The organism is Amnibacterium sp. (genome assembly GCF_051956055.1).
Lineage (GTDB): Bacteria > Actinomycetota > Actinomycetes > Actinomycetales > Microbacteriaceae > Amnibacterium.
In genome coordinates this window covers 1-24,667 of record NZ_JBQCGC010000105.1, presented here as the reverse complement: position 1 = coordinate 24,667, position 24,667 = coordinate 1, and the positions used below count along the sequence as shown (strand labels likewise).

25 protein-coding genes are annotated in these 24,667 nt (G+C 74.1%); 8 read left to right on the top strand and 17 right to left on the bottom strand.

Annotated elements, in window-relative coordinates; all coding sequences use genetic code 11:
* Positions 1-32 precede the first annotated feature (32 nt).
* The 4 genes from ACTHLI_RS14690 to truB are packed head-to-tail and all read right to left on the bottom strand — an operon-like array spanning position 33 to position 2,679.
* Complete coding sequence (locus ACTHLI_RS14690) at positions 33-968, bottom strand: bifunctional riboflavin kinase/FAD synthetase (RefSeq protein WP_440185221.1); 936 nt, start codon at positions 966-968, stop codon at positions 33-35.
* A 2-nt stretch (positions 969-970) separates the two neighbouring features.
* A complete protein-coding gene (locus ACTHLI_RS14685) occupies positions 971-1,405 on the bottom strand; it encodes a hypothetical protein (RefSeq protein WP_440185219.1) in 435 nt (144 codons plus the stop codon).
* A 42-nt stretch (positions 1,406-1,447) separates the two neighbouring features.
* Positions 1,448-1,816, bottom strand: a complete 369-nt coding sequence (locus ACTHLI_RS14680; protein ID WP_440185216.1) for a hypothetical protein — start codon at positions 1,814-1,816, stop codon at positions 1,448-1,450.
* Positions 1,813-2,679 carry a tRNA pseudouridine(55) synthase TruB gene (truB, locus tag ACTHLI_RS14675; RefSeq protein WP_440185214.1) on the bottom strand — a complete coding sequence of 289 codons (867 nt, stop codon included), beginning with the start codon at positions 2,677-2,679 and terminating at the stop codon, positions 1,813-1,815. Before truB ends, ACTHLI_RS14680 begins: the two co-directional genes overlap by 4 nt.
* A 39-nt stretch (positions 2,680-2,718) precedes the next feature.
* Here truB and ACTHLI_RS14670 point away from each other — a divergent pair, with 39 nt between their 5' ends.
* The gene (locus ACTHLI_RS14670; RefSeq protein WP_440185211.1) at positions 2,719-3,714 is read left to right on the top strand and encodes a ketopantoate reductase family protein; all 996 of its coding nucleotides are present in this window, start codon (positions 2,719-2,721) and stop codon (positions 3,712-3,714) included.
* 52 nt (positions 3,715-3,766) lie between these two features.
* Here ACTHLI_RS14670 and ACTHLI_RS14665 read toward each other — a convergent pair whose 3' ends face one another.
* A complete protein-coding gene (locus ACTHLI_RS14665) occupies positions 3,767-4,354 on the bottom strand; it encodes a hypothetical protein (RefSeq protein WP_440185208.1) in 588 nt (195 codons plus the stop codon).
* Between the two features lie 34 nt (positions 4,355-4,388).
* Between ACTHLI_RS14665 and ACTHLI_RS14660 the strand changes: the two genes are divergently transcribed.
* The gene (locus ACTHLI_RS14660; protein WP_440185205.1) at positions 4,389-4,844 is read left to right on the top strand and encodes a GNAT family N-acetyltransferase; all 456 of its coding nucleotides are present in this window, start codon (positions 4,389-4,391) and stop codon (positions 4,842-4,844) included.
* Positions 4,841-5,707, top strand: a complete 867-nt coding sequence (locus tag ACTHLI_RS14655) for an A/G-specific adenine glycosylase (protein WP_440185202.1) — start codon at positions 4,841-4,843, stop codon at positions 5,705-5,707. The genes ACTHLI_RS14660 and ACTHLI_RS14655 overlap by 4 nt, the downstream gene beginning before the upstream one ends.
* A 58-nt stretch (positions 5,708-5,765) precedes the next feature.
* Here the strand turns inward: ACTHLI_RS14655 and ACTHLI_RS14650 are convergent, their stop codons facing one another.
* The 4 genes from ACTHLI_RS14650 to nusA form a co-directional block, all read right to left on the bottom strand.
* The gene (locus tag ACTHLI_RS14650) at positions 5,766-6,146 is read right to left on the bottom strand and encodes a DUF6804 family protein (protein WP_440185200.1); all 381 of its coding nucleotides are present in this window, start codon (positions 6,144-6,146) and stop codon (positions 5,766-5,768) included.
* Positions 6,143-6,577 (bottom strand): 30S ribosome-binding factor RbfA, encoded by a 435-nt coding sequence (rbfA, locus tag ACTHLI_RS14645; protein ID WP_440185197.1) that lies wholly within the window; start codon positions 6,575-6,577, stop codon positions 6,143-6,145. The genes ACTHLI_RS14650 and rbfA overlap by 4 nt, the downstream gene beginning before the upstream one ends.
* A 118-nt stretch (positions 6,578-6,695) precedes the next feature.
* Positions 6,696-9,530, bottom strand: coding sequence for a translation initiation factor IF-2 (gene infB / locus ACTHLI_RS14640; RefSeq protein ID WP_440185194.1), 2,835 nt, complete (start codon positions 9,528-9,530; stop codon positions 6,696-6,698).
* Between the two features lie 323 nt (positions 9,531-9,853).
* Positions 9,854-10,852, bottom strand: coding sequence for a transcription termination factor NusA (nusA, locus tag ACTHLI_RS14635; RefSeq protein ID WP_440185191.1), 999 nt, complete (start codon positions 10,850-10,852; stop codon positions 9,854-9,856).
* 82 nt (positions 10,853-10,934) lie between these two features.
* Here nusA and ACTHLI_RS14630 point away from each other — a divergent pair, with 82 nt between their 5' ends.
* Genes ACTHLI_RS14630 through ACTHLI_RS14620 form a run of 3 tightly spaced genes read left to right on the top strand, consistent with a single transcriptional unit; the run spans position 10,935 to position 15,383 of the window.
* Positions 10,935-11,243: a hypothetical protein gene (locus ACTHLI_RS14630; protein WP_440185189.1), complete on the top strand. Its 309-nt coding sequence runs from the start codon at positions 10,935-10,937 to the stop codon at positions 11,241-11,243.
* A gap of 49 nt (positions 11,244-11,292) precedes the next feature.
* Positions 11,293-12,447 (top strand): exonuclease SbcCD subunit D, encoded by a 1,155-nt coding sequence (locus tag ACTHLI_RS14625; RefSeq protein WP_440185186.1) that lies wholly within the window; start codon positions 11,293-11,295, stop codon positions 12,445-12,447.
* Positions 12,444-15,383: an AAA family ATPase gene (locus tag ACTHLI_RS14620; RefSeq protein ID WP_440185183.1), complete on the top strand. Its 2,940-nt coding sequence runs from the start codon at positions 12,444-12,446 to the stop codon at positions 15,381-15,383. The genes ACTHLI_RS14625 and ACTHLI_RS14620 overlap by 4 nt, the downstream gene beginning before the upstream one ends.
* A gap of 31 nt (positions 15,384-15,414) precedes the next feature.
* Here ACTHLI_RS14620 and ACTHLI_RS14615 read toward each other — a convergent pair whose 3' ends face one another.
* The 7 genes from ACTHLI_RS14615 to ACTHLI_RS14585 form a co-directional block, all read right to left on the bottom strand.
* On the bottom strand, positions 15,415-15,591 hold the full coding sequence (locus tag ACTHLI_RS14615; protein WP_440185181.1) for a hypothetical protein: 177 nt from the start codon (positions 15,589-15,591) through the stop codon (positions 15,415-15,417).
* Positions 15,592-15,594: 3 nt separating this feature from the next.
* The gene (locus tag ACTHLI_RS14610) at positions 15,595-17,370 is read right to left on the bottom strand and encodes a proline--tRNA ligase (protein WP_440185178.1); all 1,776 of its coding nucleotides are present in this window, start codon (positions 17,368-17,370) and stop codon (positions 15,595-15,597) included.
* A 173-nt stretch (positions 17,371-17,543) separates the two neighbouring features.
* Positions 17,544-18,677, bottom strand: a complete 1,134-nt coding sequence (gene ispG, locus ACTHLI_RS14605; RefSeq protein WP_440185494.1) for a flavodoxin-dependent (E)-4-hydroxy-3-methylbut-2-enyl-diphosphate synthase — start codon at positions 18,675-18,677, stop codon at positions 17,544-17,546.
* 118 nt (positions 18,678-18,795) lie between these two features.
* Complete coding sequence (locus ACTHLI_RS14600) at positions 18,796-20,199, bottom strand: M50 family metallopeptidase (protein ID WP_440185175.1); 1,404 nt, start codon at positions 20,197-20,199, stop codon at positions 18,796-18,798.
* A 130-nt stretch (positions 20,200-20,329) separates the two neighbouring features.
* Complete coding sequence (gene dxr, locus ACTHLI_RS14595; protein ID WP_440185173.1) at positions 20,330-21,424, bottom strand: 1-deoxy-D-xylulose-5-phosphate reductoisomerase; 1,095 nt, start codon at positions 21,422-21,424, stop codon at positions 20,330-20,332.
* Complete coding sequence (locus ACTHLI_RS14590) at positions 21,417-21,887, bottom strand: OsmC family protein (protein ID WP_440185170.1); 471 nt, start codon at positions 21,885-21,887, stop codon at positions 21,417-21,419. Before ACTHLI_RS14590 ends, dxr begins: the two co-directional genes overlap by 8 nt.
* A 51-nt stretch (positions 21,888-21,938) precedes the next feature.
* Complete coding sequence (locus ACTHLI_RS14585; RefSeq protein ID WP_440185167.1) at positions 21,939-22,706, bottom strand: FKBP-type peptidyl-prolyl cis-trans isomerase; 768 nt, start codon at positions 22,704-22,706, stop codon at positions 21,939-21,941.
* Between ACTHLI_RS14585 and ACTHLI_RS14580 the strand changes: the two genes are divergently transcribed.
* Entirely contained in the window at positions 22,678-22,965 is a 288-nt protein-coding gene (locus ACTHLI_RS14580; protein ID WP_440185164.1) for a hypothetical protein, read from the top strand. The two genes, ACTHLI_RS14585 and ACTHLI_RS14580, sit on opposite strands and share 29 nt — an antisense overlap.
* A 52-nt stretch (positions 22,966-23,017) precedes the next feature.
* Positions 23,018-24,376, top strand: a complete 1,359-nt coding sequence (gene gabT, locus ACTHLI_RS14575) for a 4-aminobutyrate--2-oxoglutarate transaminase (RefSeq protein WP_440185162.1) — start codon at positions 23,018-23,020, stop codon at positions 24,374-24,376.
* On the opposite strand, the gene ACTHLI_RS14570 is transcribed toward gabT, so the two are convergent.
* Positions 24,377-24,667, bottom strand: a 291-nt coding sequence (locus tag ACTHLI_RS14570) for a hypothetical protein (RefSeq protein WP_440185159.1), incomplete at its 5' end; no start/stop codon positions are given.

The window sequence follows — 24,667 nt, the reverse complement described above, 5'->3', positions numbered from 1 at the left end:
CGCCGCGGCCCGGATCTCCGGTACAACGCAGGTCAGCCGACGAGCGTGCGGACCTGCTCGACGTCGACGGTCATCTGCGCGATCAGCGGCTCGATGCCGCGGTAGGCGACCTGCCCGCGGATGCGGTGGGTGAACTCCACGTCGACGAGGTGCCCGTACAGGTCGAGGGTGCGATCGAGCACGTACGCCTCCACCTGCTTCGGCGGAACGCCCTCGAAGGTCGGGTTGCTGCCCACCGAGATCGCCGCGGGGTACGCCACCGGCGGATCGAGCGAGCGGTCCACGAGCCGCCCGGCGTACACGCCGTCCGCGGGGATCATGCCGTCCGACCGCTCCGCGAGGTTGGCGGTGGGGAAGCCGAGCTCACGGCCCCGGTGCGCGCCGTGGACGACCTCGCCGCGCACCGCGGGCGGGCGGCCGAGCAGCGCGGTCGCCTCCTCGATCGCGCCGGCACCGAGCAGCTCCCGGATCCAGGTGGAGGAGACCCGCCGCGACTCGCGCGTCACCTGCCGCTGCACGCGCACGGTGAAGCCGCGCTCCGCTCCCATCCGCTCGAGCAGCGCCACGTCGCCGCGACCGTGGCGGCCGAAGCGGAAGTCGTCGCCCACGAGCAGCCGCCGCATGCCGAGCGGGCCGAGGAGCACCTCGTCCACGAACGCCTCCGGTTCGAGCGCGGCGAGCGCGGCGTCGAACGGCAGCACCACGGTCGCGGCCACGCCGGCGGAGGCGAGCAGGTCGAGCTTCTGGTCGAGGCCGACCAGCGGTTGCGGGCAGCGGTCCGGGTGGAGGAGCTCGAGCGGGTTGCGATCGAAGGTCACGACCACGGGCTCGAGGTCGTCCCCCGCGAGCTCGAGGAGGTCCTCGATGACGACGCGGTGGCCGGTGTGCAGCCCGTCGAACTTGCCGATCGTCACCGCGGACGGGCCGAACCCCTCCGGCACCGCGGCGATGCCCGTGAAGACCTCCACGGTCAGGCCGCCCGGGTGAAGACGGCGCGCTGGCTGCGGAGGAACAGCAGGCCGAGGATCGGCAGGACGAGCGGGATGAGCAGGTACTCGAGCCCGAAGTAGGCCCAGACGGTGCTCCGGTCACCCGCGAACGGGAAGAGCGCGAGGTCGACCACGGACAGCGTGCCGACCGCGAGCACGCCCACGAGCTCGACGGTGATCGCCGCCTGCGCGACCCGGAACGCGGTGCGCCCTGGCCGGATCAGCGCGATGGTCGCGACGAGGTAGACCAGCCCGGCGAAGAGCGAGAGCAGGTACGCGACCGGCGCGACCTGGAAGTGGGCGGCGATCTCGTAGAGGCTCCTGGCCAGGGCCGCGATGGTCATGATGAAGTAGAAGACGATGAGGGTGCGCCCCGGTCCTGAGGTCTTCGGCCGCTCGGCGCTCTTCTCGGTCATCGCCCCGGAATCCTCCCACGGCCGCAGGTCGGCGGTTCGCGCTCACTGCCCCTGCAGCGTCCAGATGATCTGCATGCGGACGAACATCACGGCGATCGCGAAGCAGGCGATCCCCACGACCACGACGGACCATCTGGTCCGCTCGGTGAGGGCCCAGAAGATCGCCGCAGGCGGGATCACGAGCGCCGAGATCAGGTAGGCGTAGAACTCGACGACGCTGCCGGAGGGCGGGTTCCCGACGAACGGCGCGACGATCGCGATCACGAGCTGGGCGAGCAGGAGCAGCTCGACGAGCGCGGGCCCGGCGAGGGACAGATCGGAGGGCTCGCGTCCGGCGAGACCCAGCACGACGGCGAGGAGCGCGGCGGCGCCCGCGATGATCGCGGCGGCGACGGTGAACCCGAGGATCATGCCGCGACCGGTTCGGGCGGCAGGTTCATGAGGACCCGGGTGCGCCCCGCACGGACCTCCACGAGCCCGATGAGCCGCCCGTCCTCCCCCACGGCCGCGACCACCGGGGTGTCCGCGAGCCCCGTTGGCAGGCGCTTGCCCTGCTGGAGCGCCACCTGCTCGTCCGCGTCCAGCCGGAGCACCGGGAACAGCGCCTCGGCGACGGAGGCGGGACTGCGGAACGGCAGGGGCGCCTCGAGCGCGCCTGCCTCCGCGACGTCGAACGGGCCGACCCGGGTGCGCCGGAGCGCCGTCAGGTGACCGCCGACGCCGAGCGCCGCGCCGAGATCCCTGGCGAGCGCCCGGATGTACGTGCCGGAGGAGCAGTCCACGACCACGTCGAGCTCCTCCTCCCGGGTCGCGAGCACGTCGAAGCGCCGGATCGTCACGCGCCGCGACGGCAGGTCGACCTCGACCCCGGCGCGCACCAGCTCGTGCGCGCGGCGCCCGTCGACGTGCACCGCGCTCACCGAGGACGGGACCTGGTCGACCTCGCCGGTCAGGGCCCGCACCGCGCCGGGGATCCGCTCGCGCACCGCCGCCGTGACCGGCAGCGCCTCGCCGACCGGCGTGCCCTCGGCGTCGTCGGTCGAGGTCGCGACCCCGAGCCGGATCGTCGCCGTGTACGTCTTGTCGAGCCCGACGAGGTAGGTGAGCAACCGGGTCGCGCCGTCCACGCCGAGGATCATCAGGCCGCTCGCCGCCGGGTCGAGCGTGCCGGCGTGCCCGACGCGCCGCGTGCCGGCGAGGCGACGCGTCCGCTGCACGAGGTCGTGCGAGGTGGGGCCGACCGGCTTGTCCAGGAGCAGCAGGCCGGAGGTCACGCCTCCATCGTCCCATCAGCCGGTCACTACGATGCCCCGGTGCGGATCGGCGTGATCGGAGCGGGAGCGCTCGGCGGCACGTTCGCGGCGCTCCTCGACCGGGCGGGCCACGAGGTGGTGGTGACCGCGCGGGGCGCCCAGCTCGATGCGATCCGGCAGCACGGGCTGCGACTCGAGGGCGCGTACGGCGACGCGACGGCGCGGATCGGCGCAGCGCAGGTGCTCCCGGAGCCGCCGGAGCTCGCCCTGCTCGCGGTGAAGGCCCAGGACGCGCCCGCCGCGGCGGCGCAGAACGCGGGGGTGCTCGACCGGGTACCGGTCGTGGTCGTGCAGAACGGGGTGCAGGGGCCGCAGGCGCTCCGTTCGGCGCTGCCGACGTCGCCGCTCATGGGCGCGGCGTCGATGATCGCGGCCTCCTACCTCTCCCCCGGGGTGGTGACGGTCACCGCAACCGGCGTGACGGTGCTGGCCCGCGACAGCGCGACCCGAGCCGAGCTGGAGGAGGCGGCCGCGGTGCTCGGCTCGGTGGCCGAGGTGCGCACCGCGCCGGGGCTCGCCGGTCTGCAGTGGTCGAAGCTGGTGGTGAACCAGCTGAACGCCGCGCCGGCGATCACGGGCCTGTCGCTGCAGGAGGCGCTGCGGTCCTCGGCGCTCACCGCGGCGATCGCGACCGCGATGCGCGAGACGATCCGGGTGGCCAGGGCCGACGGCGTCCGCCTCGAGGGGCTTCCCGCGCTGCCCGAGTCGCTCGTGCGCACGCTCGAGCTGCTCCCGGTGCCGCTCGCCGCGCGTGCGCTGCGGCGAGGCGTGACCGCCCGCATGGGGACCGTGCCGAACCCGGGCAGCACCCTCCAGAGCATCCGCAGGGGCCGCCCGACCGAGATCGACCACCTGTCGGGGGCGGTGGTGGAGGTGGGCGCCCGCGTCGGCGTCCCCACCCCGGTGAACCGCCGCATCGTGGAGCTCGTCCACGAGGTGGAGGCGACCGGCCGCTTCCGCAGCCCCGACGACGCGGCCCGGGCCCTCCGCGCCTGAAGGCGTGCGTCGATCCGGGGAAGTGATCGCACCCCCGGATCCACGAACACCCTCAGCAGGCGTCCTCGAACACGCGCCTGGGGTGCTCCGGATCGGTGAGGTCGAAGCTCGCGTTCGCGCGCTTGCGGGCGTCGACCCGGCGGAAGGCGATGTCGACGAGCGCGGACCAGGGCGCCGGGTCGGCTCCTGGGCGGCGCGCGGCGTCGCGCTCCCGCGCCTCCGCCCGCGGCACCTGCAGCCACGCGCTCGTGTGCCAGACGCCGGCGAGGTCGCCGAGGTGCAGGAACGGGCCGGAGACGACGAGCACGGTGCGCTCGGCCTGCAGTCCGGCGAGCCCGCCGCCGCGGTAGGGCGCGAGCAGCTCGGTCCGGAACCGCGCCTCGTCGAGGTAGCGCTCGGGCGTCGCCGCGAGCGGCCGCGCCGCGAACCGGGCGATCGGCACCGCCGCCGACGGCACGCCCCCTGCGCGTACGGCGGCGGCGAGATCGACGGCGAAGCGCTCACGACCGGACGACGGATCCCCCTCCGGGTCCTCGATCCCGTCGATGCCGACGAGGAGGCGCCCGCGCGGATGCACGGCGACCACCTCGCGGGCGTACTCCGCGATCACGTCCGCCCGCTCGGGCTGCCATCGGGCCACGGGAGCGACGCTAGCCGCCTACGCTCGTTCGTCGATGTCGGGGATCCGGTTGCGCGCCGCGCGGCACGCGGATGCACGGGCGATCGAGGCGGTCGTCACCGCCGCGTTCGCCGCGTTCGTGGACCGGAGCGGGGTGCGGCCCGCTCCGCTCCTGCTCGACTGGCCGACCGTGATCTCGGCCACCGCGGTGACCGTCGCCGTCCTCGACGAGCGCGTCGTCGGCGTGCTCGTGCTCTGGCCGCACCCGGACGCCGTGCTCGTCGACACCGTCGCGGTGGACCCTGCCGCGCAGGGCTCCGGCGTCGGCTCCCTCCTGCTCGACCGCGCCGAGCTGACGGCCATCGAGACGGGCACGAACACGGTGCGGCTGTACACGAACGCCGCGATGCCGGAGGCGCTCGCGTTCTACCCGCGGCGCGGCTACGCCGTCACCGCCCGCCGGCACGAGGACGGGTTCGACCGCGTGTTCTTCGAGAAGCGGCTCGCGTGAGCCTCGATCCGGCGCTTGTCACCGACTGGTTCGCGGTGCACGCGCGCGACCTCCCGTGGCGGCGACCGGGGTTCAGCGCATGGGGCACGCTCGTGTCCGAGTTCATGCTGCAGCAGACGCAGGTGGCCAGGGTCGTGCCGATCCTCGAGGAGTGGCTGCGGCGCTGGCCGACGCCCGCCGACCTCGCCGCGGCGCCGCCGGCCGAGGTGCTGCGGGCCTGGGGCCGGCTCGGGTACCCGCGGCGCGCCCTCGCGCTGCACGCCTGCGCCACCGCGATCGCGGAGCGGCACGGGAATCTCGTGCCGGAGGACGTCGACGAGCTCCTGGCGCTGCCGGGCGTCGGCGACTACACGGCACGGGCGGTCGCGGTGTTCGCCCACGGCCACCGGCACCCGGTCGTGGACACGAACGTGCGCAGGGTGATCGCGCGCGCGGTGCAGGGCGTCGCGCTGCCAGGGGCGCCGAACGCGCGGCGGGACCTGCCGGCGATGGCGGCGCTGCTGCCGGAGGGGCGGGAGGAGCAGCGGGCGTTCAACGCCGGGATGATGGAGATCGGCGCGGTCGTCTGCACCGCGCGGGCGCCGCGATGCGCCGAGTGCCCGCTCGCCGCGGTCTGCGCCTGGCGGGCGGCTGGCCTCCCCGCCCACGACGGACCGGCGCCGCGGCGGCAGCCGAGGTTCGACGGCTCCGACCGGCAGCGGCGCGGGCGCGTCATGGCGGAGCTGCGCGCGAGCGACGTCCCGGTGACGGACGCGGAGCTGCAGCAGGTGCTGCCCGACCCGGCCGAGCGCGCCCGCATCCTGTCCGGCCTCGAGCGCGACGGCCTCGCCGCGCGCACGGACACCGGCTGGTCCCTCCCCTGAGCCTTCGTCGTTCAGGAGAAACGGCGGCGGAGCCGGCTTTTCTCCTGAACCACGAAGGTCAGTCGCGCGGGGTGTACCGCGCGAAGACGCCGGTGACGAGGAGCGCCGCCGCGCCGGCCAGGTGCCCCAGCCGGAACGGCTGACCGGAGAACGACAGCGGGAGCACCGGGTTCCACAGCACCGCCACGACGAGCGGGACCGGCAGCCACGCCCACTGACGCGCCTGCCACACGAACACCGCCGTGATCACGGCGAGGATGCTCACGCCGTAGCGGATCAGGAAGTAGGCGTCCTGCCCGACGAGCAGCAGGCCGCCGAGCAGCACGATCGCGCCCAGCGTCGCGGGCGCCATCGCCCGGCGCTGCTTCCTCGTGCCGTACCGGTTCTGGAGGGTCGGCCGAGCGGCGGCGGCACGCCGCTCGGCCCGGTTGCCGCTCACTCCCCGTCGATCTCGCGCGGCTTCACGTACGGGTCGGCCTCGCCCGCGTACTGCGCGCCGGCGGCGAGCGCCCGGGTCGCACTGTCCGCCTCCCTCGCCTGCGCGAGCAGGTCGGCCACGTGGGCCGCGTTCTCCGGGATCGCGTCCGGGATGAACTCGAGCGTCGGCGTGAGCCTCGCCCGGATGTTCCGCCCGACCTCGGTGCGCAGCAGCCCGGTCGCCGCCTTGAGCGCCGCGGCCGAGTCCTCCCGCTCCTGCTCCGTCCCGTAGACGGTGTAGAAGACGCTCGCGTGCTGCAGATCGCCCGTCATGCGGACGTCGGTGATCGTGACGAAGCCGAGCCGGGGGTCGCGGAGCCCCTTCTCGAGGCGTCTCGCGATGATCTCCTTGATGGCGTCGCCGAGCTTCGCGGCCCTGCCGTGGTCAGCCACTGCTCCTCCTTCGTTCTCGCGGATCCGCATCTCCGACGCGACACGCCGCCCCGAGCGGGGCTCAGGACGGCGTGTCGGTCAGGAACTGCGGATCCGCGAAGGGATTCCGGATCCGCGACTAGGCGCGGATCTTCTCGCGGGTCTCGATCGTCTCGATCTCGTCACCGACCTGGATGTCGTTGAAGCGACCGAGGCCGATGCCGGCCTCGAAGTCCGTGCGGACCTCGGTGACGTCGTCCTTGAAGCGGCGGAGCGACTCGATCGCGAGGTTGTCCCCCACGACCACGCCGTTCCGGATGACCCGCGCCTTCGCGTTGCGGGTGATCGTGCCGCTGCGGACGATGACACCCGCGATGTTGCCGAACTTCGAGGAGCGGAAGACCTCGCGGATCTCGGCGAGGCCCGACTGGACCTCCTCGAACTCCGGCTTGAGCATCCCCTTCAGCGACTGCTCGACGTCCTCCAGCGCGGAGTAGATCACCGAGTAGAAGCGGATGTCGATGCCCTCGCGAGCGGCCCGCTCGCGGGCCTTCGGGTCGGGGCGCACGTTGAAGCCGATGATGATCGCGTTGTCGACCGTCGCCAGGTTCACGTCCGACTCGGTGACGGCGCCGACGCCGCGGTGGATGATCCGCAGCTGGACGCTGTCGTCGACCTCGATCTTCAGCAGCGACTCCTCCAGTGCCTCGACGGCACCGGACACGTCGCCCTTGATGATGAGGTTCAGCGAGTCGACCTTGCCGGCCTCGATCTGGCCCATGAAGTCCTCGAGCGAGATGCGCTTGCGGGCCTTCGCCAGCGACGCGTTCCGCTCGGCGGCCTCGCGCTTCTCCGCGACCTGACGGGCCGTGCGGTCCTCCTCGGTGACGAGGAAGGTGTCGCCGGCGCGCGGGACGGAGGAGAGGCCCTGGACCTGGACGGCCCGTGACGGGTACGCCTCGACGATCGCGATGCCGTTCTCGTCGGTCATCGCACGGACGCGGCCGTAGGCCGTGCCCGCCACGATCGAGTCGCCCACGCGGAGCGTCCCGGTCTGGATCAGCACCGTCGCGACCGCACCGCGGCCCTTGTCGAGGCGCGCCTCGATGGCGACGCCGCGCGCGTCCCGGTTCGGGTTGGAGCGCAGATCGAGCCCCGCGTCGGCGGTCAGCAGGACCGCCTCCATCAGGTCGTCGATGCCGGCGCCGGTCCGAGCGGAGACGTCGACGAACATCGTGTCGCCGCCGTACTCCTCCGCGACCAGGCCGAACTCGGTGAGCTGCTGCCGGACCTTGGCCGGGTTCGCGCCCTCCTTGTCGACCTTGTTCACGGCGACCACGATCGGCACGCCGGCGGCTTGGGCGTGGTTCAGCGCCTCCACCGTCTGCGGCATGACGCCGTCGTCGGCGGCGACCACGAGGATCGCGAGGTCGGTCACCTCGGCACCGCGGGCACGCATGGCGGTGAACGCCTCGTGACCAGGGGTGTCGATGAAGGTGATGGCCCGCTCGTTGCCCTCGTGCTCCTTCCACACCTGGTACGCACCGATGTGCTGCGTGATGCCGCCGGACTCGCCCGCGACCACGTTGGAGTGGCGGATCGAGTCGAGCAGCTTCGTCTTGCCGTGGTCGACGTGGCCCATGACGGTCACGACCGGGGGCCGGATCTCCAGGTCCTCGTCGTCCTCGTCGTACTCGAACTCGATGTCGAAGCCCTCGAGCAGCTCACGGTCCTCGTCCTCGGGCGAGACCATCTCGATCCGGTAGCCGAGCTCCTCGCCCAGCACCTGGAACGTGGCCTCGTCGAGCGACTCCGTCGCGGTCGCCATCTCACCGAGGTGGAACAGCACCGTGACGAGGTTGCCGGGGCTCGCGTCGATCTTGTCCGCGAAGTCCGTGATCGAGGCACCGCGCCGGAGGCGGATGACCGTCGAGCCGTCGCCGCGCGGGACGCTGACGCCACCGAGCGTCGGCGCCGACCGCATCTCGAACTCGGCGCGCTTCGTCCGCTTCGACTTGCGCTGACGGGACTTGCCGCCGCCCTTGCCGAACGCACCCGCGGTACCGCCGCCGGGGCCGCGACCGCGGCCGCCACCGCCGGGACGGGGGCCGCTGAAGCCGCCGGCCGGCCGCTGGAAGCCGCCACCCGCACCGCCGGGCCGCCCTGCGCCGCCACCCGCGCCACCGGGACGCTGGAAGCTCGGGCGCTGGCCGAAGCCCTGCGGGCGCTGGCCCATGCCGGGGCCGCCGGGACGCGGAGCGCCCGGACGCGGAGCGCCGGGACGCGGAGCACCGGGGCGAGGAGCACCGGGACGCGGGATGGCGCCGTTCGCACCGCCGCCGGAGCCGCCCGGGCGCATGCCCTGGTTGGAGGCGAAGGGGTTGTTGCCGGGACGAGGGGCCGCGGGGCGACCCATGCCCTGGCTCGACGCGAACGGGTTGTTCCCCGGCCGGGGCTGACCGGGACGCGGCGCGCCACCGGGACGCGGGATCGCGCCGGGCGTGCCCGCCGCGGGTGCGGCACCACCGGGGCGGGGCGCAGCGGAGCGCTCCTCCACCGGGTGGGCGGTCTCATCGACCGATGCCGCAGGGCGCGGCGCGGCCTGCGCCGCGGGGCGCTCGGCCTGCGGCTCGGGCGCGGGCTGGGCCTGCGGGGCGGGCTGGGCCTGCGGCGCGGGCGCCGGCGTCACCTCGGCCGCGGCGCGCTGGGCCGGTGCCGGTCGCGGTGCGGGCGCCGCGGGGCGTGCCGGGCCGGGGCGGCCGGCGACGGGCGCACCGGGGCGGGGTCCGGAGGGACCTCCGGCGGTGGTGATGCCGTCGGCTGCGAGCTTCGCCTTCAGCTTGCGGACGACCGGGGGCTCGACGCTCGAGGACGGGCCCTTGACGAACTCGCCCATCTCCTTGAGCTTCTCGAGCGCGAGCTTGGTCTCGATCCCGAGGTCGGATGCGATCTCGTGGACGCGTGGTTTCGCCACTTCTCTCCTGTTCTGAGCCTGCCCAGAACAGGGCAGGTCACTGCTGCGGTGCGGGTCTCATTTCGAGTCGCTCATCGCTTGTCCATGTGCCTGTTCCACTTCGCGTGGGAGAACTGCCCGCATCCGGATGGAGCGGCAGCGAACGGAGCGGCAGCCTCGGCCGCTCCAGGAGGACAGTGTACCCGCCTCGATGTCCTGCAACGCGGGCCGGTGCGGGCTTGTTCCGAAGTGCGTTTTGAAGGGGTTTCGGCGCAGCCCGATTTGAACGGTTCGAAGGGTCGACGCCGAAACCCCTTCAAAACGAAGGCCCGGACGGTGCGGCGCTACTCGTCCTCGAGGATCGAGTCGGGCTGGATGTCGATCTTCGCGCCGGTGAGCTTGGCGGCCAGGCGGGCGTTCTGCCCCTCCTTGCCGATCGCGAGCGACAGCTGGTAGTCGGGGACGAGCGCGCGGACCGCCTTCGCGCTCCGGTCCAGCACGAAGGAGCTCGTCACGCGCGCCGGGGACAGCGCGTTCGCGACGAAGGTCGCGAGGTCGTCGGAGTGGTCGACGATGTCGATCTTCTCCCCGCCGAGCTCGGCCGACACGGCCCGCACCCGCGCGCCGAGCTCCCCGATGGCCGCGCCCTTCGCGTTGATGCCCGGCTGGGTCGCGCGGACGGCGACCTTCGAGCGGTGCCCTGCCTCGCGGGCCATCGAGGTGATCTCGACGAGCCCGGACGCGATCTCCGGCACCTCCAGCGCGAACAGCCTGCGCACGAGCGCCGGGTGGGTGCGCGACACGGTGATCGAGGGGCCCTTCGAACCGCGGGAGACGCTCGTGACGTACACACGGATGCGGTCGCCGTGCCGGTAGCTCTCCCCGGGGACCTGCTCCTCGGGAGGGAGGATCGCCTCCACGGAGCCGAGGTCCACGTGCACCATGCGCGGGTTCGGTCCCTGCTGGATGATGCCGGCCACGATGTCGCCCTCGCGGCCCTTGAACTCCCCGAGCACGCGCTCGTCCCCGAGGTCCCGGAGGCGCTGGTTGATGACCTGCTTCGCGGCGAACGCCGCGACCCGGCCGAAGTCGTGCGGGTCGTCGACGGCCTCGCCGACCTGCTCGCCCTGCTCGTCGAGCTCGGGCACGTACACGGTGACCTTGCCGGTCTTGCGGTCGATCTCGACCCGCGGCTGGGGCGTGCCCGCCGGCGCGTGCTCCGGCTGTCCCGTGTGCTTGAGGTACGCCGTGAGGATGGCGGCCTCGATGATCCGGACCAGCTCGTCGAACGGGATCTCCCGCTCGCGTTCCATCAGCCGGAGGACGGCGAGGTCGATCTCCATCGGCGGTCCCTCCTGCTCGCGACGCCCGCGTTTCGAGCCCCCTTACGCTAGCAGCGCCGGATCGAGCGCCTGGAGGCACGTCATGAGCGAGGAGCGCACGGTGCAGCTGCGCCGTTACCGGATCGTCGAGGGCGAGCTGCCCGCGTTCCTCGACTGGTGGCGGTCCCGGCTGCTGCCTGCCCGGCAGGCGTACGGGTTCCGGCTCGAGTCGGCGCTCGTGGTGCCCGAGACCGGCGAGTTCGTCTGGGCGGTCTCCGCCGAGGGCGACGAGGCGGCGTTCGCCGCGCTCGACGCGGCGTGGGCCGGGTCGGGCGAGCGGGCCGCCGTGTTCGAGGGCGTCCCGCAGCGCGTGGCCGCGATGGACCTGCGGATCGCGGTCCCCGCGGTCTGATCCCGGCGGGGCGGTCCCGGTGTCCGACCGCGCCGTTAGCGTGCGCGGCATGCGCCTGCTCCACACCTCCGACTGGCACATCGGCCGCACCTTCCACGGGCACTCGACGCTCGAGGCGCTCCGCGGCGTGCTGCTCGAGCTGGCGGAGACGGTGCGCCGCGAGCGCGTCGACGCGGTGCTGGTCGCGGGCGACGTCTTCGACTCGGCGACGCCCGCCGCGGCCGCGTTCGAGCTGTTCGAGGGGGCGGTGCTCGCGATCCGCGGGGCGGGCGCGCAGGTCGTGATGACCAGCGGGAACCACGACTCCGCGGCCCGGCTCGGGCATCAGTCGCCGTTCGCCGCCGCGGGGGGCGTGCACGTGCGGACGCGCGCGGAGGCGCTCGACGCCCCGGTCGAGCTGACCGACGAGCACGGTCCGCTCGACGTGTACGGCATCCCCTACCTCGAGCCCCTGCTCATGGGCGTCCGCACCCACGCGGCCGCGCTCGGCGCCGCGATGGATCGCGTGCGCGCCGCGTCGGCCGCGCGAGGCAACCGGAGCATCGTGCTCGCGCACTGCTTCGCGTCCGCCGGTGTGGTCCCGCAGGCCGCCGGCGGGGAGCGCGACATCACCGCGGGCGGCCTCGACGTCGTGCCGGCGGCGGTCTTCGAGGCGACCGGCGATTCGCGGGTCGACTACGTCGCGCTCGGCCACCTGCACTCCCGCGTGCGCCTCGCGGAGCACGTTCGCTACGCGGGCGCGCCCCTCCACTACTCCTTCGGCGAGACGTCGCCGATGCGCGGCGCCTGGCTGCTCGAGCTCGACGCCGCGGGGCTGGCCGGCGTGCGTTGGGTCGATCTGCCCGTGCCGCGGCGCCTGTCGGAGATCACGGGGCCGCTGGACACCCTCCTCGCCGATCCCGCCCTCGCGCCGCTCGAGCAGGACTGGGTCCAGGCGGTGCTCACCGATCCCACGCGGCAGCAGGACGCGATGACGCGGCTGCGGGAGCGCTTCCCCCACATCGCCCGCATCGAGCACCGGCCGGAGGGGGTGCGCCCGGCCGACGCCCGCAGCTACGGCGAGCGCACGGCCGGCCTGCCGGACGCCGCGCTCATCGCCGGCTTCCTCGAGCACGTCCGGGCCGGCACCGGCCCGAGCGACGCGGAGACGGCGCTCGTGGCCGAGGTGCTCGCCTCCGTCGCGGCGGCGGAGCGGGCCGCGTGAGGATCGAACGGCTCACCGTCGAGGGCTTCGGCCCGTTCGCGGCGGAGCAGTCGATCGATTTCGCCCCGCTCGACGAGGCCGGGCTGTTCCTCATCACCGGGAGGACCGGCAGCGGCAAGTCGAGCATCCTCGACGCGATCTGCTTCGCGCTCTACGGCACGGCGCCGCGCTACGACGGCGCCCAGGCGCGGCTGCGCAGCGACCACGCGCCGGTGGGGTCCCCGACCAGGGTCACGCTCGAGTTCGCGGTGGGCGGCGAGCGCTGGCGGGTGGTGCGCTCCCCCGAGTACGACCGCCCGAAGCAGCGCGGTTCCGGCACGACCCGCGAACCGCAGTCGGCGACGCTCGAGCGCTGGGACGGCGCGGGCTGGATCGGGGTCGCGGCGCGCCCCGTCGACGTCGCCGAGCACCTCGGTCCCGTCCTGCAGCTCACCCGCGAGCAGTTCCTGCAGGTGATCCTGCTGGCCCAGGGCCGGTTCCAGGAGTTCCTGAAGGCCAAGACGGACGAGCGGCTCGGGCTGCTGCGCGCGCTGTTCGGCACCGAGCGGTTCCAGCGGTTCGAGGCCGAGGTGTCGGAGCGCGCGAAGGCGCTCGAGCAGCAGGTGGCCGCTGGTGCCGCGGCCGTGCGGGCGGATGCGGCCCGACTCGCCGCGCTGGTCGAGGAGGACGTCCCGGAGGAGCCGGAGCCGTCCTGGGCGGCTTCGATCGTCGAGCGGCTGCGCACGGCGGCCGCGGCCGCGGAGGCGGAGGCGGAGACGGCGCGCACCGCGTTCGAGGCGGCGGACCGGGCCGCAGCGGACGCGGCCGCCGTCGCGGAGCGGCAGCGCAGGCGGAGGGCCGCACGGGAGGCGCTCGCGGCGCTGGAGGCGCAGCGCGACGAGGTCGAGGCCGCGCGCGGGCGCATCGGGGAGGCGGTGCGCGTCCTGCCGCTCATCCCCGCGGTGGACGCGGCGGAGCGCGCCGCGCACGAGCGCGCGGCCGCGGTGCGGGCGCGCGAGACCGCGCGCGCCGTGCCGGGCGCCGACGTGCCCGATCCGCTCGCGGCGGTCGCCGAGCTCGACGAGCGGCTCGGGGCGCTGGCCGACCGCCTGCGCGACGAGGAGGAGCTCCCCCGCCTCGCGGCCGCGGCCGAGCGGGCGGCCGCGGCGCGCACCGCGGCCGAGCAGGCGCTGCTGCGGGTGGCGGAGGAGGCGCAGACCCTCCCGGACCGTCGCGCGGCGCTCCAGGAGCGGCTGCGCGCGGCCGAGTCCGCCGCGGAGGGCGCCGATGCGGCCGCGGCCGAGCTGGAGCGGGCCCGCGCCGTCGCCCGCGCCGTGGAGGCGGCGCGGCACGCGGCGGACGCCGCGGCCGCCGCCGGGCGGGGGCTCGAAGCCGCCCTGGCCGACGAGGAGCAGGCGGTCGGGCGCACGCGTGCGCTGGTCGCCGCGCGGCTCGCCGGCGCCGCCGGGCTCCTCGCCGCGGCGCTCACGCCCGACGACCCGTGCCCCGTGTGCGGCTCGGTCGACCATCCCGCGCCCGCCGAGCGGGACGTGGCCACCCCCGACGACGCGGCCGTCGGCGAGGCGGAGGCGGCCCAGCAGGCCGCCGCGGATCGGCGGGCGGCGGCGCACGCGCAGGTGGCGGAGACCCGTGCCGCCCGGGCCGCTGCCACGGCAGCGGCGGACGGGGCCACGGCGGAGGCGGCCGAGCGGGCGATCGCGACCGCGCAGGAGCGGCTCGACGTCGCCCGCCGCGCCGCTGCGGACCGCGGTTCGGCGGCGCGGGAGCTGGAGGCGCTCGAGACGAGAGCGGCCGAGCTCGATCGCGCGGGCGCGGACGCGCGCACGGCGCTGGACGCGCGCGCTGCGGACTCCGCCGGCGCGAAGGCCGCGGCGGACGCGGCAGGGGCGCGCGTGGTCGCCGCGAGGGGGGACGCCGTGTCGATCTCGGCGCTCGTGACCGCGCTGCGCAGCGCGCGCCTGGCGCTCGGGAGGGGCCCCCCCGCCGCGGCGCGCCATGGGGCGGGGGCGGGGGCCGACTCGGACGCCCGGGCCCGCCTGGCGGCCGCGCTCGCCGAGGCGGGGGTCCCCGACGCACGCCTGGCGCGGGAGGCCGCGCTGACCGCCGCGGACCGCGCCGCCCTCGAGGAGCGCGTCCGGGCGTGGGAAGCGGCGCGGCACGGGGCCACCGCCCAGCTCGCCGACCCCGGCGTCGCGGGCGCTCCGGAGGAGCCGGCCGACGTCGCCGGGGCGATCGAGGCGAAGGCCGTGGCGCTCCAGCGGCGGGACGAGCGCGCCGAGGCGCTCATCACGGCCAGGTCGCGGGTCGACGTCGCTGCGGCGCTGGCCGGATCGATCACGACGGCCGTCGCGGGGACGGCGGACGAGCGAGCCCGGCTGCAGGTCGTGGGCCCCCTCGCCGAGGTGGTCCGCGGCGGCGGCTCGAACGCGCTCCGGATGCGGCTCGAGAGCTACGTGCTCGCCGCGAGGCTGGAGCAGATCGTCGCGGCGGCGAACGTCCGCCTCTCCGCCATGACCGACGGCCGCTTCACGTTGCAGCACGACGACACCGTCGCGTATCGCGGCGCCAGGAGCGGTCTCGGGCTCGAGGTGCTCGACGAGCACACCGGCCGCCCGCGCCCCGTCGCCTCCCTGTCGGGCGGTGAGACGTTCCTCGCCTCCCTGGCGCTCGCACTCGGTCTCGCCGAGGTGGTCTCCGCCGAGGCGGGCGGCGTCCGGCTCGACACGCTGTTCGTCGACGAGGGCTTCGGGTCGCTCGACCGCAGGACCCTCGACACCGCCATGGAGACGCTCGACTCGCTGCGGGCAGGCGGCCGGACGGTCGGTCTGATCAGCCACGTCGAGGCGATGCAGGAGGACATCCCCGCCGGGCTGCACGTCGAGCGCCGGGCGGACGGCTCGAGCGCCATCCGTTCCCGCATCCCCGCCGTGCGCTGAGCCGCGCGGAGCCGCGGTCGGCCGGCCCCGGTCAGCCGGTCGGGGACGTGCTCGAGGTCGGGCAGGCCGTGGGGGACGTCGATGCGCCCGGGCTCGACGTGCAGGTCGGCGCCGGACCGGGGCCGGTCAGCAGGCCGAAGGTGACCGCGGCGGCGAGCACCACGACCGCGACGATGCCGGCCCACACGATGGGCGGGAGGCGGCCCATCGCTCAGCCCGCGATCAGCGCGGCGATCTCGTCGACGACGGTCGCGATGGGCGTCTCGGCCCGGGAGTCCGACGCCCGGTCCCACACCTCGACGACCCCCTCCGCGAGTCCTCTGCCGACGACGATCACGGTCGGGATGCCGATCAGCTCCGCGTCCTTGAACTTCACGCCCGGCGACAGGCGCCGGTCGTCGACGAGGACGTCCGCGCCGCGCAGCTCGAGCTCGCGACCGATCCGCTCCGCCTCCTCGAACGCGGCCTCGTCCTTGCCGGCCGCGACGACGAGCACGTCGAAGGGCGCCACGGCGCGCGGCCAGACCAGCCCCTTCTCGTCGGCGTTCGTCTCGGCGATGAGCGCCATGTCCCGGCTGACGCCGATGCCGTACGAGCCCATCGTGACGGTGACGAGCTTGCCGTTCGGGTCGAGCACCTTGAGCCCCAGGGCGTCGGCGTACTTGCGGCCGAGCGCGAACACGTGCCCGAGCTCCGTGCCCCGCGCGAGCTCGATCGGACCGCTGCCGTCCGGGGCCGGATCCCCGGCGCGCACCTCCGCGACCTCGGCGGTGCCGTCGGCGACGAAGTCGCGGCCCGCGACGAGCGAGAGCACGTGCCGGTCGGGCTCGTTCGCCCCCGTGACCCAGGAGGTGCCGTCGACGACGCGCGGGTCGACGAGGAACCGGATCCGGCTGGTCGAGGTCTCCCCCAGCACCGGACCGGCCGCGCTCCAGGGGCCGATGTAGCCCTTCACGAGCGCGGGGTGCGCCGCGAAGTCCTCCTCGGTCGCCGCCTCGACGGCCGCCGGGAAGAACGCGGCCTCGGCCCGCTTCAGGTCGGCGTCGCGGTCCCCGGGGATGCCGACCACGACGAGCTCGCGCTCCCCGTGCGGGTGCGTCAGCGCGAGCACGACGTTCTTCAGCGTGTCCGCGGCGGTCCACGCGTGCCCGTCCTCGCGCGGGTGCCGCTCGTTGAGCAGGTCGACCAGGGTCGCGATGGTGGGCGTGCCCGGCGAGTCGAACACGGTCGCGGGCGCCTGCCCGGCGATCTCCCGGGGCGCGGGAGGCAGGGTGCGGAACGCCTCCACGTTGGCCGCGTAGCCGCCCGCGGAGCGCACGAAGGTGTCGTCGCCGATCGGGGTGGGGTGGAGGAACTCCTCGCTGCGGGAGCCGCCCATCGCACCGGCGTGCGCGGACACGATCACGTACTCGAGCCCGAGCCGGGCGAAGATCCGCTCGTAGGCGGCGCGCTGCAGGTCGTAGGAGGCGTCGAGGCCCTCGTCGTCGATGTCGAACGAGTAGGCGTCCTTCATCGTGAATTCGCGGCCGCGCAGGATGCCGCCGCGAGGCCGGGCCTCGTCGCGGAACTTCTCCTGGATCTGGTAGATCGTCAGCGGCAGGTCCTTGTACGAGGAGTACAGGTCCTTCACGAGCAGCGCGAACGCCTCCTCGTGCGTCGGCGCGAGCACGTACTCGACGCCCTTGCGGTCCTCGAGCGTGAAGATGTCGTCGCCGTAGTCGTCGTAGCGCCCGGTCAGGCGGTACGGCTCGCTCGGGAGCAGGGCGGGGAAGTGCACCTCCTGGGCGCCGGCCGCCTCCATCTCCTCGCGGACGATCGCCTCGATGCGCGCCTTCACCCGCAGGCCGAGCGGCAGCCAGGCGAACCCGCCCGGCGCGACACGACGGATGTACCCGGCGCGGACCAGCAGCTTGTGGTTGCGGAACTCGGCGTCCGCCGGGTCCTCCCGCAGGGTGCGGAGGAACAACCGGCTGAGACGCGTGACCACGGTCCAGGAGCCTATCGACCGGCCGGCGCCGGACGCACGACGGCCCCGATCGGGCGGGCGATCGGGGCCGGTGGAGCGGGCGTTCGGGCCGCGCTGGGCGCCCAGGCTACGGCCGCGGCGCGACGGCGCTCAATGGTTCGCGGGTCCCCAGTGCAGGGGCCGAGGGCAACCGGTCAGACGGTGACGACCTCCGGGGCGCCGGTCGCGGCGCCGGGGCCCATCTCCTCGGCGATCCGGTTCGCCTCGGCGATGAGGGTCGCGACGATCTCCGACTCGGGCACCGTCTTGATCACCTCGCCCTTGACGAAGATCTGCCCCTTGCCGTTGCCGGAGGCGACGCCGAGGTCCGCCTCCCGCGCCTCCCCCGGGCCGTTGACGACGCACCCCATCACGGCGACGCGCAGCGGGACGCTCATCCCCTGCAGGCCCTCGGTGACGTTCTCGGCGAGCGAGTACACGTCGACCTGGGCGCGGCCGCAGGACGGGCAGGAGACGATCTCGAGCTTGCGCTCCCGCAGGTTCAGGGACTGGAGGATCTGCAGACCGACCTTGACCTCCTCCACGGGCGGCGCGGAGAGGGACACGCGGATGGTGTCGCCGATGCCCTCCGCCAGCAGGATCCCGAAGGCCGTCGCCGACTTGATCGTGCCCTGGAACGCCGGCCCCGCCTCGGTGACGCCGAGGTGCAGCGGCCAGTCGCCGCGCTCGGCGAGGAGCCGGTAGGCCTTCACCATCACGATCGGGTCGTTGTGCTTGACGGAGATCTTGAAGTCGTGGAAGTCGTGCTCCTCGAACAGGCTCGCCTCCCAGACCGCGCTCTCGACGAGCGCCTCCGGGGTCGCCTTCCCGTACTTCTCGAGCAGGCGCGGATCGAGCGACCCGGCGTTGACGCCGATCCGGATGGAGACGCCTGCGGCCTTGGCCCGCTCGGCGATCTGCTTCACCTGGTCGTCGAACTTGCGGATGTTGCCCGGGTTCACCCGGACCGCCGCACAGCCCGCGTCGATCGCCGCGTAGACGTAGTTCGGCTGGAAGTGGATGTCCGCGATGACGGGGATCTGGCTCTTCTTGGCGATGATCGGCAGCGCCTCCGCGTCGTCGCGTGACGGGACGGCCACCCGGACGATGTCGCAGCCGGCGGCGGTGAGCTCCGCGATCTGCTGCAGCGTGGCGTTGATGTCCGGCGTCGGCGTCGTCGTCATGGACTGGACGCTGACGGGCGCGTCACCACCGACGAGCACCTTCCCGACCTTGATCTGACGGGACTTCCGTCGGGGCGCGAGCACCTCGGGCTGGGGCTTCGGCATCCCGATGTTCAGTGCGGGCACGGCACCTCCTTGCGTGCGGCCAAGGCTACGTGCCTCAGGTGAACGCCCGGCGCATCCTCGCGTTCCCGGACGAGGGGAGCCGGGACGGACGACGGACTCAGAAGATCTGGATGGGGTGCACGAGGTCGGCGTAGATGAGCAGGAGGCTCATCCCCCCGAGCAGGATCGTGACGGCGAAGGTGAGCGGCATGAGCTTCGCGGTGTCGACCGGGCCCGGGTCGCGCCGGCCGAGCAGCCGGGCCACGCTGCGCCGCAGCCCCTCCCACAGGGCGCCGATCACGTGGCCGCCGTCGAGGGGCAGCAGCGGGATCAGGTTGAAGACGAAGAGCGCGATGTTCAGGCTGCCGAGGATGCCGATGAGGCTCGCGATCTTCGAGGTGAGCGTGATCTGCGGGTTCGCGGCGATCTCGCCGGCGACCCGGCCGACCCCGACGACGCTGATCGGGCCGTTCGGGTCCCGCGGCCCGGAGCCGAAGGCGGCGTGCGCGACGCCGACGAGGCGCGCAGGGAGGTTGACGATCACGCCGGCCACCGCGGCGACGTTGTTCCCGACCGCCGGCAGCACCGCCGTGACGGGCTGCTGCTGCAGGGCCTCGGTCGGCGAGATGCCGAGGAACCCGACGGTCTGCGTGCGGATCCTCCCGGCCGCGTCCTTCACGGGGTTGCCCGCCGCGTCGGTGACCGCGACGGTGTTCCGCGCGAGGGTGACCCGGATGTGCCGGGTGCCGCCGGTCCTCGCGGCGACGGTCAGGTCGAGCTCCTTGCCAGGGGACCGCCTGATGATCGTGGTGATGTCCGTCCAGGTGGACACGGGCGTGCCGTCGATGGCGGTGATGCGGTCACCGGGGCGCAGCGCGGTCCCGGCGGCCGGCGCGGCGGCGTCGGACGCGGTGCAGGTGTCCCGCGTCTGCGTCGCCGGCACCACGCACTGCGAGATGGAGGCGACGGTGGTCGTGGGCGTCAGCGTCCCGAACCCCATGAGCAGGATGCCCGTGAACAGGATCCCGAGCAGGAGGTTGACGCTCGGGCCGCCCAGCATGATGACGATCCGCTTCCAGACCGCGAGGCGGTAGAACGCGCGGTGCTCCTCGCCAGCGGGGATCGACTCCGCGCTCGTGTCCCTCGCGTCCTGCACGAGCGTGCCGAACAGGCTCGTGGTCGCGGTGCGCCCCGCCTCCGGCTCGATCGCGTCCTCGACCGCCTCGCCCACCGTGGGAGGCGGCGCCTGGAACAGCCGCTCCCGCCTGCCCTGCCGCTGCCGGGCGGGCGGGAACATCCCCACCATCGAGATGTAGCCGCCGAGCGGGATCGCCTTGACGCCGTACTCGGTCTCGCCGCGTCGGCGCGACCACACGGTCCTGCCGAATCCGATCATGTACTGCGTCACCCGGACGCCGAACAGCTTCGCGGGCACGAGGTGCCCGACCTCGTGCAGACCGATGGAGAGGACCACGCCGACGAGGATCACGAGGACCCCGGCGAGGAAGAGGAGCGCGGTCACGGCCGACAGGGTACGTGGCGGCGGCAGGAGGATCGCGCGACCCGGCGACCCTCCGCTATGAAGCGCCTGAGCATCCGAAGGTGCTCCCCGATCCGGGGGTTTGCGCCGATCCCCGGATCCACGGACACCATCAGGAGGCGGCGATGAGCGCGTCCGCCGCGGCGCGCGCGAGCCGGTCCGCCTCCAGCACCGCCGCGAGGTCGACCGTGCCGGTCGGCTCGGGCACCGTCGCGAGCGCGGCCTCGATGACGGGCACGATGTCGAGGAACGCGAGACGCCGGGCGTGGAAGGCGTGCACCGCCTGCTCGTTCGCCGCGTTGAAGACTGCGGGCCGGGTGCCGCCCGCCGCGCCGACGGCCTTGGCGAGCGCGACGGCGGGGAAGGCGTCGTCGTCGAGCGGCTCGAAGGTCCACGACTGCGCGGTCGTCCAGTCGATCGGCAGCCCGGCGTCGGCGACCCGGTGGGGGTGGTCGAGCGCGAGCGAGATCGGGAGCCGCATGTCCGGCGGCGACGCCTGCGCGATCGTCGCCCCGTCGACGAACTCGACCATGGAGTGCACGATCGACTGCGGATGGACGACGACCTCGATGGCGTCGAACGGCACGTCGAACAGCAGGTGCGCCTCGATCACCTCGAGCCCCTTGTTCACGAGCGTCGCGGAGTTCGTGGTCACCATGAGCCCCATCGACCACGTGGGGTGCGCGAGCGCCTGCTCCGGCGTGACGTCGCGCAGCTCCTCGCGCCGCCTGCCGCGGAACGGACCGCCGGAGGCGGTGACGACGAGCCGCCGCACCTCGCCGCGGGCCCCCGAGGCGAGGCACTGGTGGATCGCCGAGTGCTCGCTGTCGACCGGCACGACCCGGCCGGGCGCCATCATCGGCTTGACCACGGGACCGCCGATGATGAGCGACTCCTTGTTCGCGAGCGCGAGCACCGCGTGGGTCTCGAGCGCGGCGATCGTCGGCCCGAGTCCCGCCGCCCCGGTGATGCCGTTCACGACGACGTCGGCCTCGACGTCGCGGACGAGCGCCTCCGCCTCCGTGGTCCCCTGCGCGACCGCGCGCACGCCGAACCGCTCCGCCTGCTCGTCGAGCAGCGCCCGGTTGCGCCCGGCGGCGAGACCGACGACCTCGAACCGCTCGGGGTTGCGGGCGATCACGTCGAGCGTCTGCGTCCCGATCGAGCCGGTCGAGCCGAGCAGCAGGACCCGCCTCCGCTCAGCCACGGGGCGCCACCGGCTCGTGGTGGACCGGGAAGTTCACCGAGTTGGCGATGAAGCAGAGCCGGTTCGCCTCCGCGTGCAGCGAGTCCGCGAGCGCGCGCTGCGACTCGTCCGCGAGCTCGACGCGGGGGTGCAGGTCGACGCGGGTGAAGTGCCCGGCGTCGTCCGGGGTGACGACCATCTGCCCGGTGGCCTCGTCGGCGTAGCCCGTCACGACGACGCCGTGCTTCACGGCGACGTGCAGGTACGACAGGAGGTGGCACTCGGCGAGCGCCGCGAGCAGGAGCTCCTCCGGGTTCCAGCGGTCGGCGTCGCCGCGGAACGGGGTGTCGGCGGAGGCGAGCAGGTCGGGTTTGCCGTCCACCCGCAGGACCACGGTCCTGCCGTAGTCGCGGTAGCCGGTCGTGCCGGCGCCCCGGTTCCCCGTCCACTCCGCCTCGAGCGCGTACGAATGCTCGGATGCCACGCCCGCAGCGTAGGCGGTCCGCTCAGCGCAGGCGCTCGGCGGAGCAGCGACTCAGTTGTGGGAGTCGGCGAGGATGTCGATGACGAACACCATCGTGTCGGTGCCCTTGATCGTCCCGTCCTGGCTGCCCTTCGAGCCGTAGCCCTCCGACGGCGGCACGATCGCGACGACCTGCGAGCCCACCTTCTGGCCGACGAGCGCCTTCCCGAAGCCGGTCACGACCTGCGTCGTGGCGAAGGTGGTCGGGCTCTTACCCCACGACTGGTCGAAGACCGTGCCCGTCCGCCACAGCACGCCCTGGTACTGCACGGTGACCGAGTCACCGCTCTTGACGGTCGCGCCGGTGCCGACCTTGCTGTCCGCGATCTGGAGCGTCTTCGGCGGGTCGGTCGCGGGGATCTTCACGGTCGGCGCGCCGTCCGAGCCCAGCGTCACCTTCGGGAAGCCGCTCGGCAGCGCCTTCGAGGCGCCGGTGGCCCTGGTCGGCGAGTGCCCGTAGATGGTCGCGACGAAGACGATCGAGTCGCCACCGCCGACGCCGATCTGCTCCGACCCGGCGGTGCCGAACGCCTTCGCGGCGGGGATCACGGTCGCGACGGTGTCACCCTCCTTGGCGCACACGATCGCCTGGGCGAAGCCGGGCAGCACCTGCGTGCCGTCGACGGGGAACACCTGCCGGGAGCCGGAGGTCCATCCGCGGCTGTCGATCTTCTTGCCGGTCTTCGCGTCGTACATGGCGTAGGCGAGGGTCACGCTGTCGCCCTGCTTCGCCTCCGCCCCGCTGCCCGCGGTGACCGTCGTGCGCTCGGTGCTGGTCACCGTCGTCGGGGTCGGGAACGAGACCTTCGGCTCACCGCTGCCGGAGGCGGTGACCTTGACCGCGTCGGACGCGGACCCGGAGGGCGGGCACGCCAGCGGCGCCGCGCTCGCCGCGGTGGACGCCGACGAGGCCGACGAGGACGACGGGGACGACGACGTCTTCGGCGAGGAGGCCGCGCAGCCCGCGAGCAGGACGATGCCGCTCACGGCGGCGAGAGCGGGCAGGAGCCGACGGGGAGGACGCACCGAAGCATCCTGAGCCATTCGAAGGTCCCTGCCGCGCGGCGCACCCGAGTTCTTAGACTGTGCTCGTGACTTCCGTGCTGCCGCAGCCCTCCACCGACGACGCCCTCACGGGCAGGAGGATCGTGACGGAGGTGCCCGGCCCCCGCTCCCTGGCGCTGCACGAGCGCCGCCTGAAGGCCGTCCCGGTCGGGGTGAGCAGCACCCTGCCCGTCTACATCACGAAGGCGCACGGCGCCGTGATCGAGGACGTGGACGGGAACCGGTTCCTCGACCTGGGCGCCGGCATCGGGGTGACCACGATCGGGCACACCGACGACGCGGTCGTCGCCGCCGCGAAGGCGCAGCTCGGCGACTTCCTGCACACCCTGTTCACGATCACCCCGTACGAGTCCTACGTGCAGGTGGCGGAGCTCGTCGCCGAGCGCACGCCGGGCACGTTCGCGAAGAAGACGGTCCTCGTGAACTCCGGGGCGGAGGCGGTCGAGAACGGCGTCAAGATCGCGAGGAAGTTCACGCGGCGCCGGGGCGTCGCCGTGCTCGAGCACGGCTACCACGGCCGGACGAGCCTCACGATGGCGATGAACTTCAAGGCGATGCCGTACGGCTCGGGGTTCGGCCCGTTCCCCGGCGACGTGTACCACGCGCCGAACTCGTACCCGTTCCGCGACGGACTGAGCGGCGAGGAGGCCGCGGCCCGCACGATCGGCTACCTCGAGAAGCACGTCGGGGCCGAGGACCTCGCGATCCTCGTCGTCGAGCCCATCCAGGGCGAGGGCGGCTTCCACACGCCCGCCGACGGCTTCCTGCCCGCGCTCCAGCGCTGGGCGAACGCGAACGGCGTCGTGATCGCCGCGGACGAGATCCAGAGCGGCATGGGCCGCACGGGCGCGTGGTTCGCGAGCGAGCACTTCGGCTTCGAGCCCGACCTCGTCTTCTTCGCGAAGGGCATCGCCGGTGGGCTCCCGCTCGCCGGCGTGACCGGCCGCGCCGAGATCATGGACGCGGCGCAGCCGGGTGGCCTCGGCGGCACCTTCGGCGGCAACCCGGTCGCCGCCGCCGCGGCGGTCGCGGTGATCGAGCAGATCGAGGCGCAGGACCTCCTGGCCGCCGGCCGCAGGATCGAGGCCCGGCTCCGCCCGGCGCTCGAGGCGCTCGCGCGGGACTTCGACGTGATCGGCGACGTGCGCGGCAAGGGCGCGATGCTCGCGATCGAGCTCGTCGAGCCGGGCACCAGGGACACGACGAAGGTCCCGAACGCCGCCGCGGTCAAGCGCATCGCCGACTACGCCGCACAGCACGGCGTGCTGATCCTCACGGCGGGCACCTGGGGCAACGTCATCCGCTTCCTGCCCAGCCTCGTCATCACCGACGAGCAGCTCGACGACGCGCTGTCGGTCTTGCGCGAGGCGCTCGGCACGCTCTGATCAGGGCCGCGGGGACGGCAGCCGGACGCGCCCCGGAGTCCCCTCCGGAGGGATCAGGACCACGTCGTCGGGGTGCCCGACCGGCGGCAGGAGCTCGGCGACAGCGAGCAGCGTGCGCACGTCCCCCGGTCCGCACCCGTCCACGAGCACCGGGTGCTCCGCCCGGAGCGCCCCCAGCGCGCGCCATGCCCCCTGCCAATCGGCGGGTGACCCGACGAGCGCCGTCGTCGGCCCCACCGCCTCCGGCAGGTCGCCCGCAGGCAGCACCGTCCATCCCGCGTCGGTGAGCCG

Coding starts and splice junctions, on each gene's coding strand:
- ACTHLI_RS14615 (WP_440185181.1), bottom strand. CDS start 15,591: ATGGGCCGCCTCCCGCCCATCGTGTGGGCCGGCATCGTCGCGGTCGTG.
- ispG (WP_440185494.1), bottom strand. CDS start 18,677: ATGCCGAAGCCCCAGCCCGAGGTGCTCGCGCCCCGACGGAAGTCCCGT.
- ACTHLI_RS14630 (WP_440185189.1), top strand. CDS start 10,935: ATGAGCGAGGAGCGCACGGTGCAGCTGCGCCGTTACCGGATCGTCGAG.
- ACTHLI_RS14680 (WP_440185216.1), bottom strand. CDS start 1,816: ATGATCCTCGGGTTCACCGTCGCCGCCGCGATCATCGCGGGCGCCGCC.
- ACTHLI_RS14685 (WP_440185219.1), bottom strand. CDS start 1,405: ATGACCGAGAAGAGCGCCGAGCGGCCGAAGACCTCAGGACCGGGGCGC.
- nusA (WP_440185191.1), bottom strand. CDS start 10,852: ATGGAGATCGACCTCGCCGTCCTCCGGCTGATGGAACGCGAGCGGGAG.
- ACTHLI_RS14625 (WP_440185186.1), top strand. CDS start 11,293: ATGCGCCTGCTCCACACCTCCGACTGGCACATCGGCCGCACCTTCCAC.
- ACTHLI_RS14660 (WP_440185205.1), top strand. CDS start 4,389: ATGTCGGGGATCCGGTTGCGCGCCGCGCGGCACGCGGATGCACGGGCG.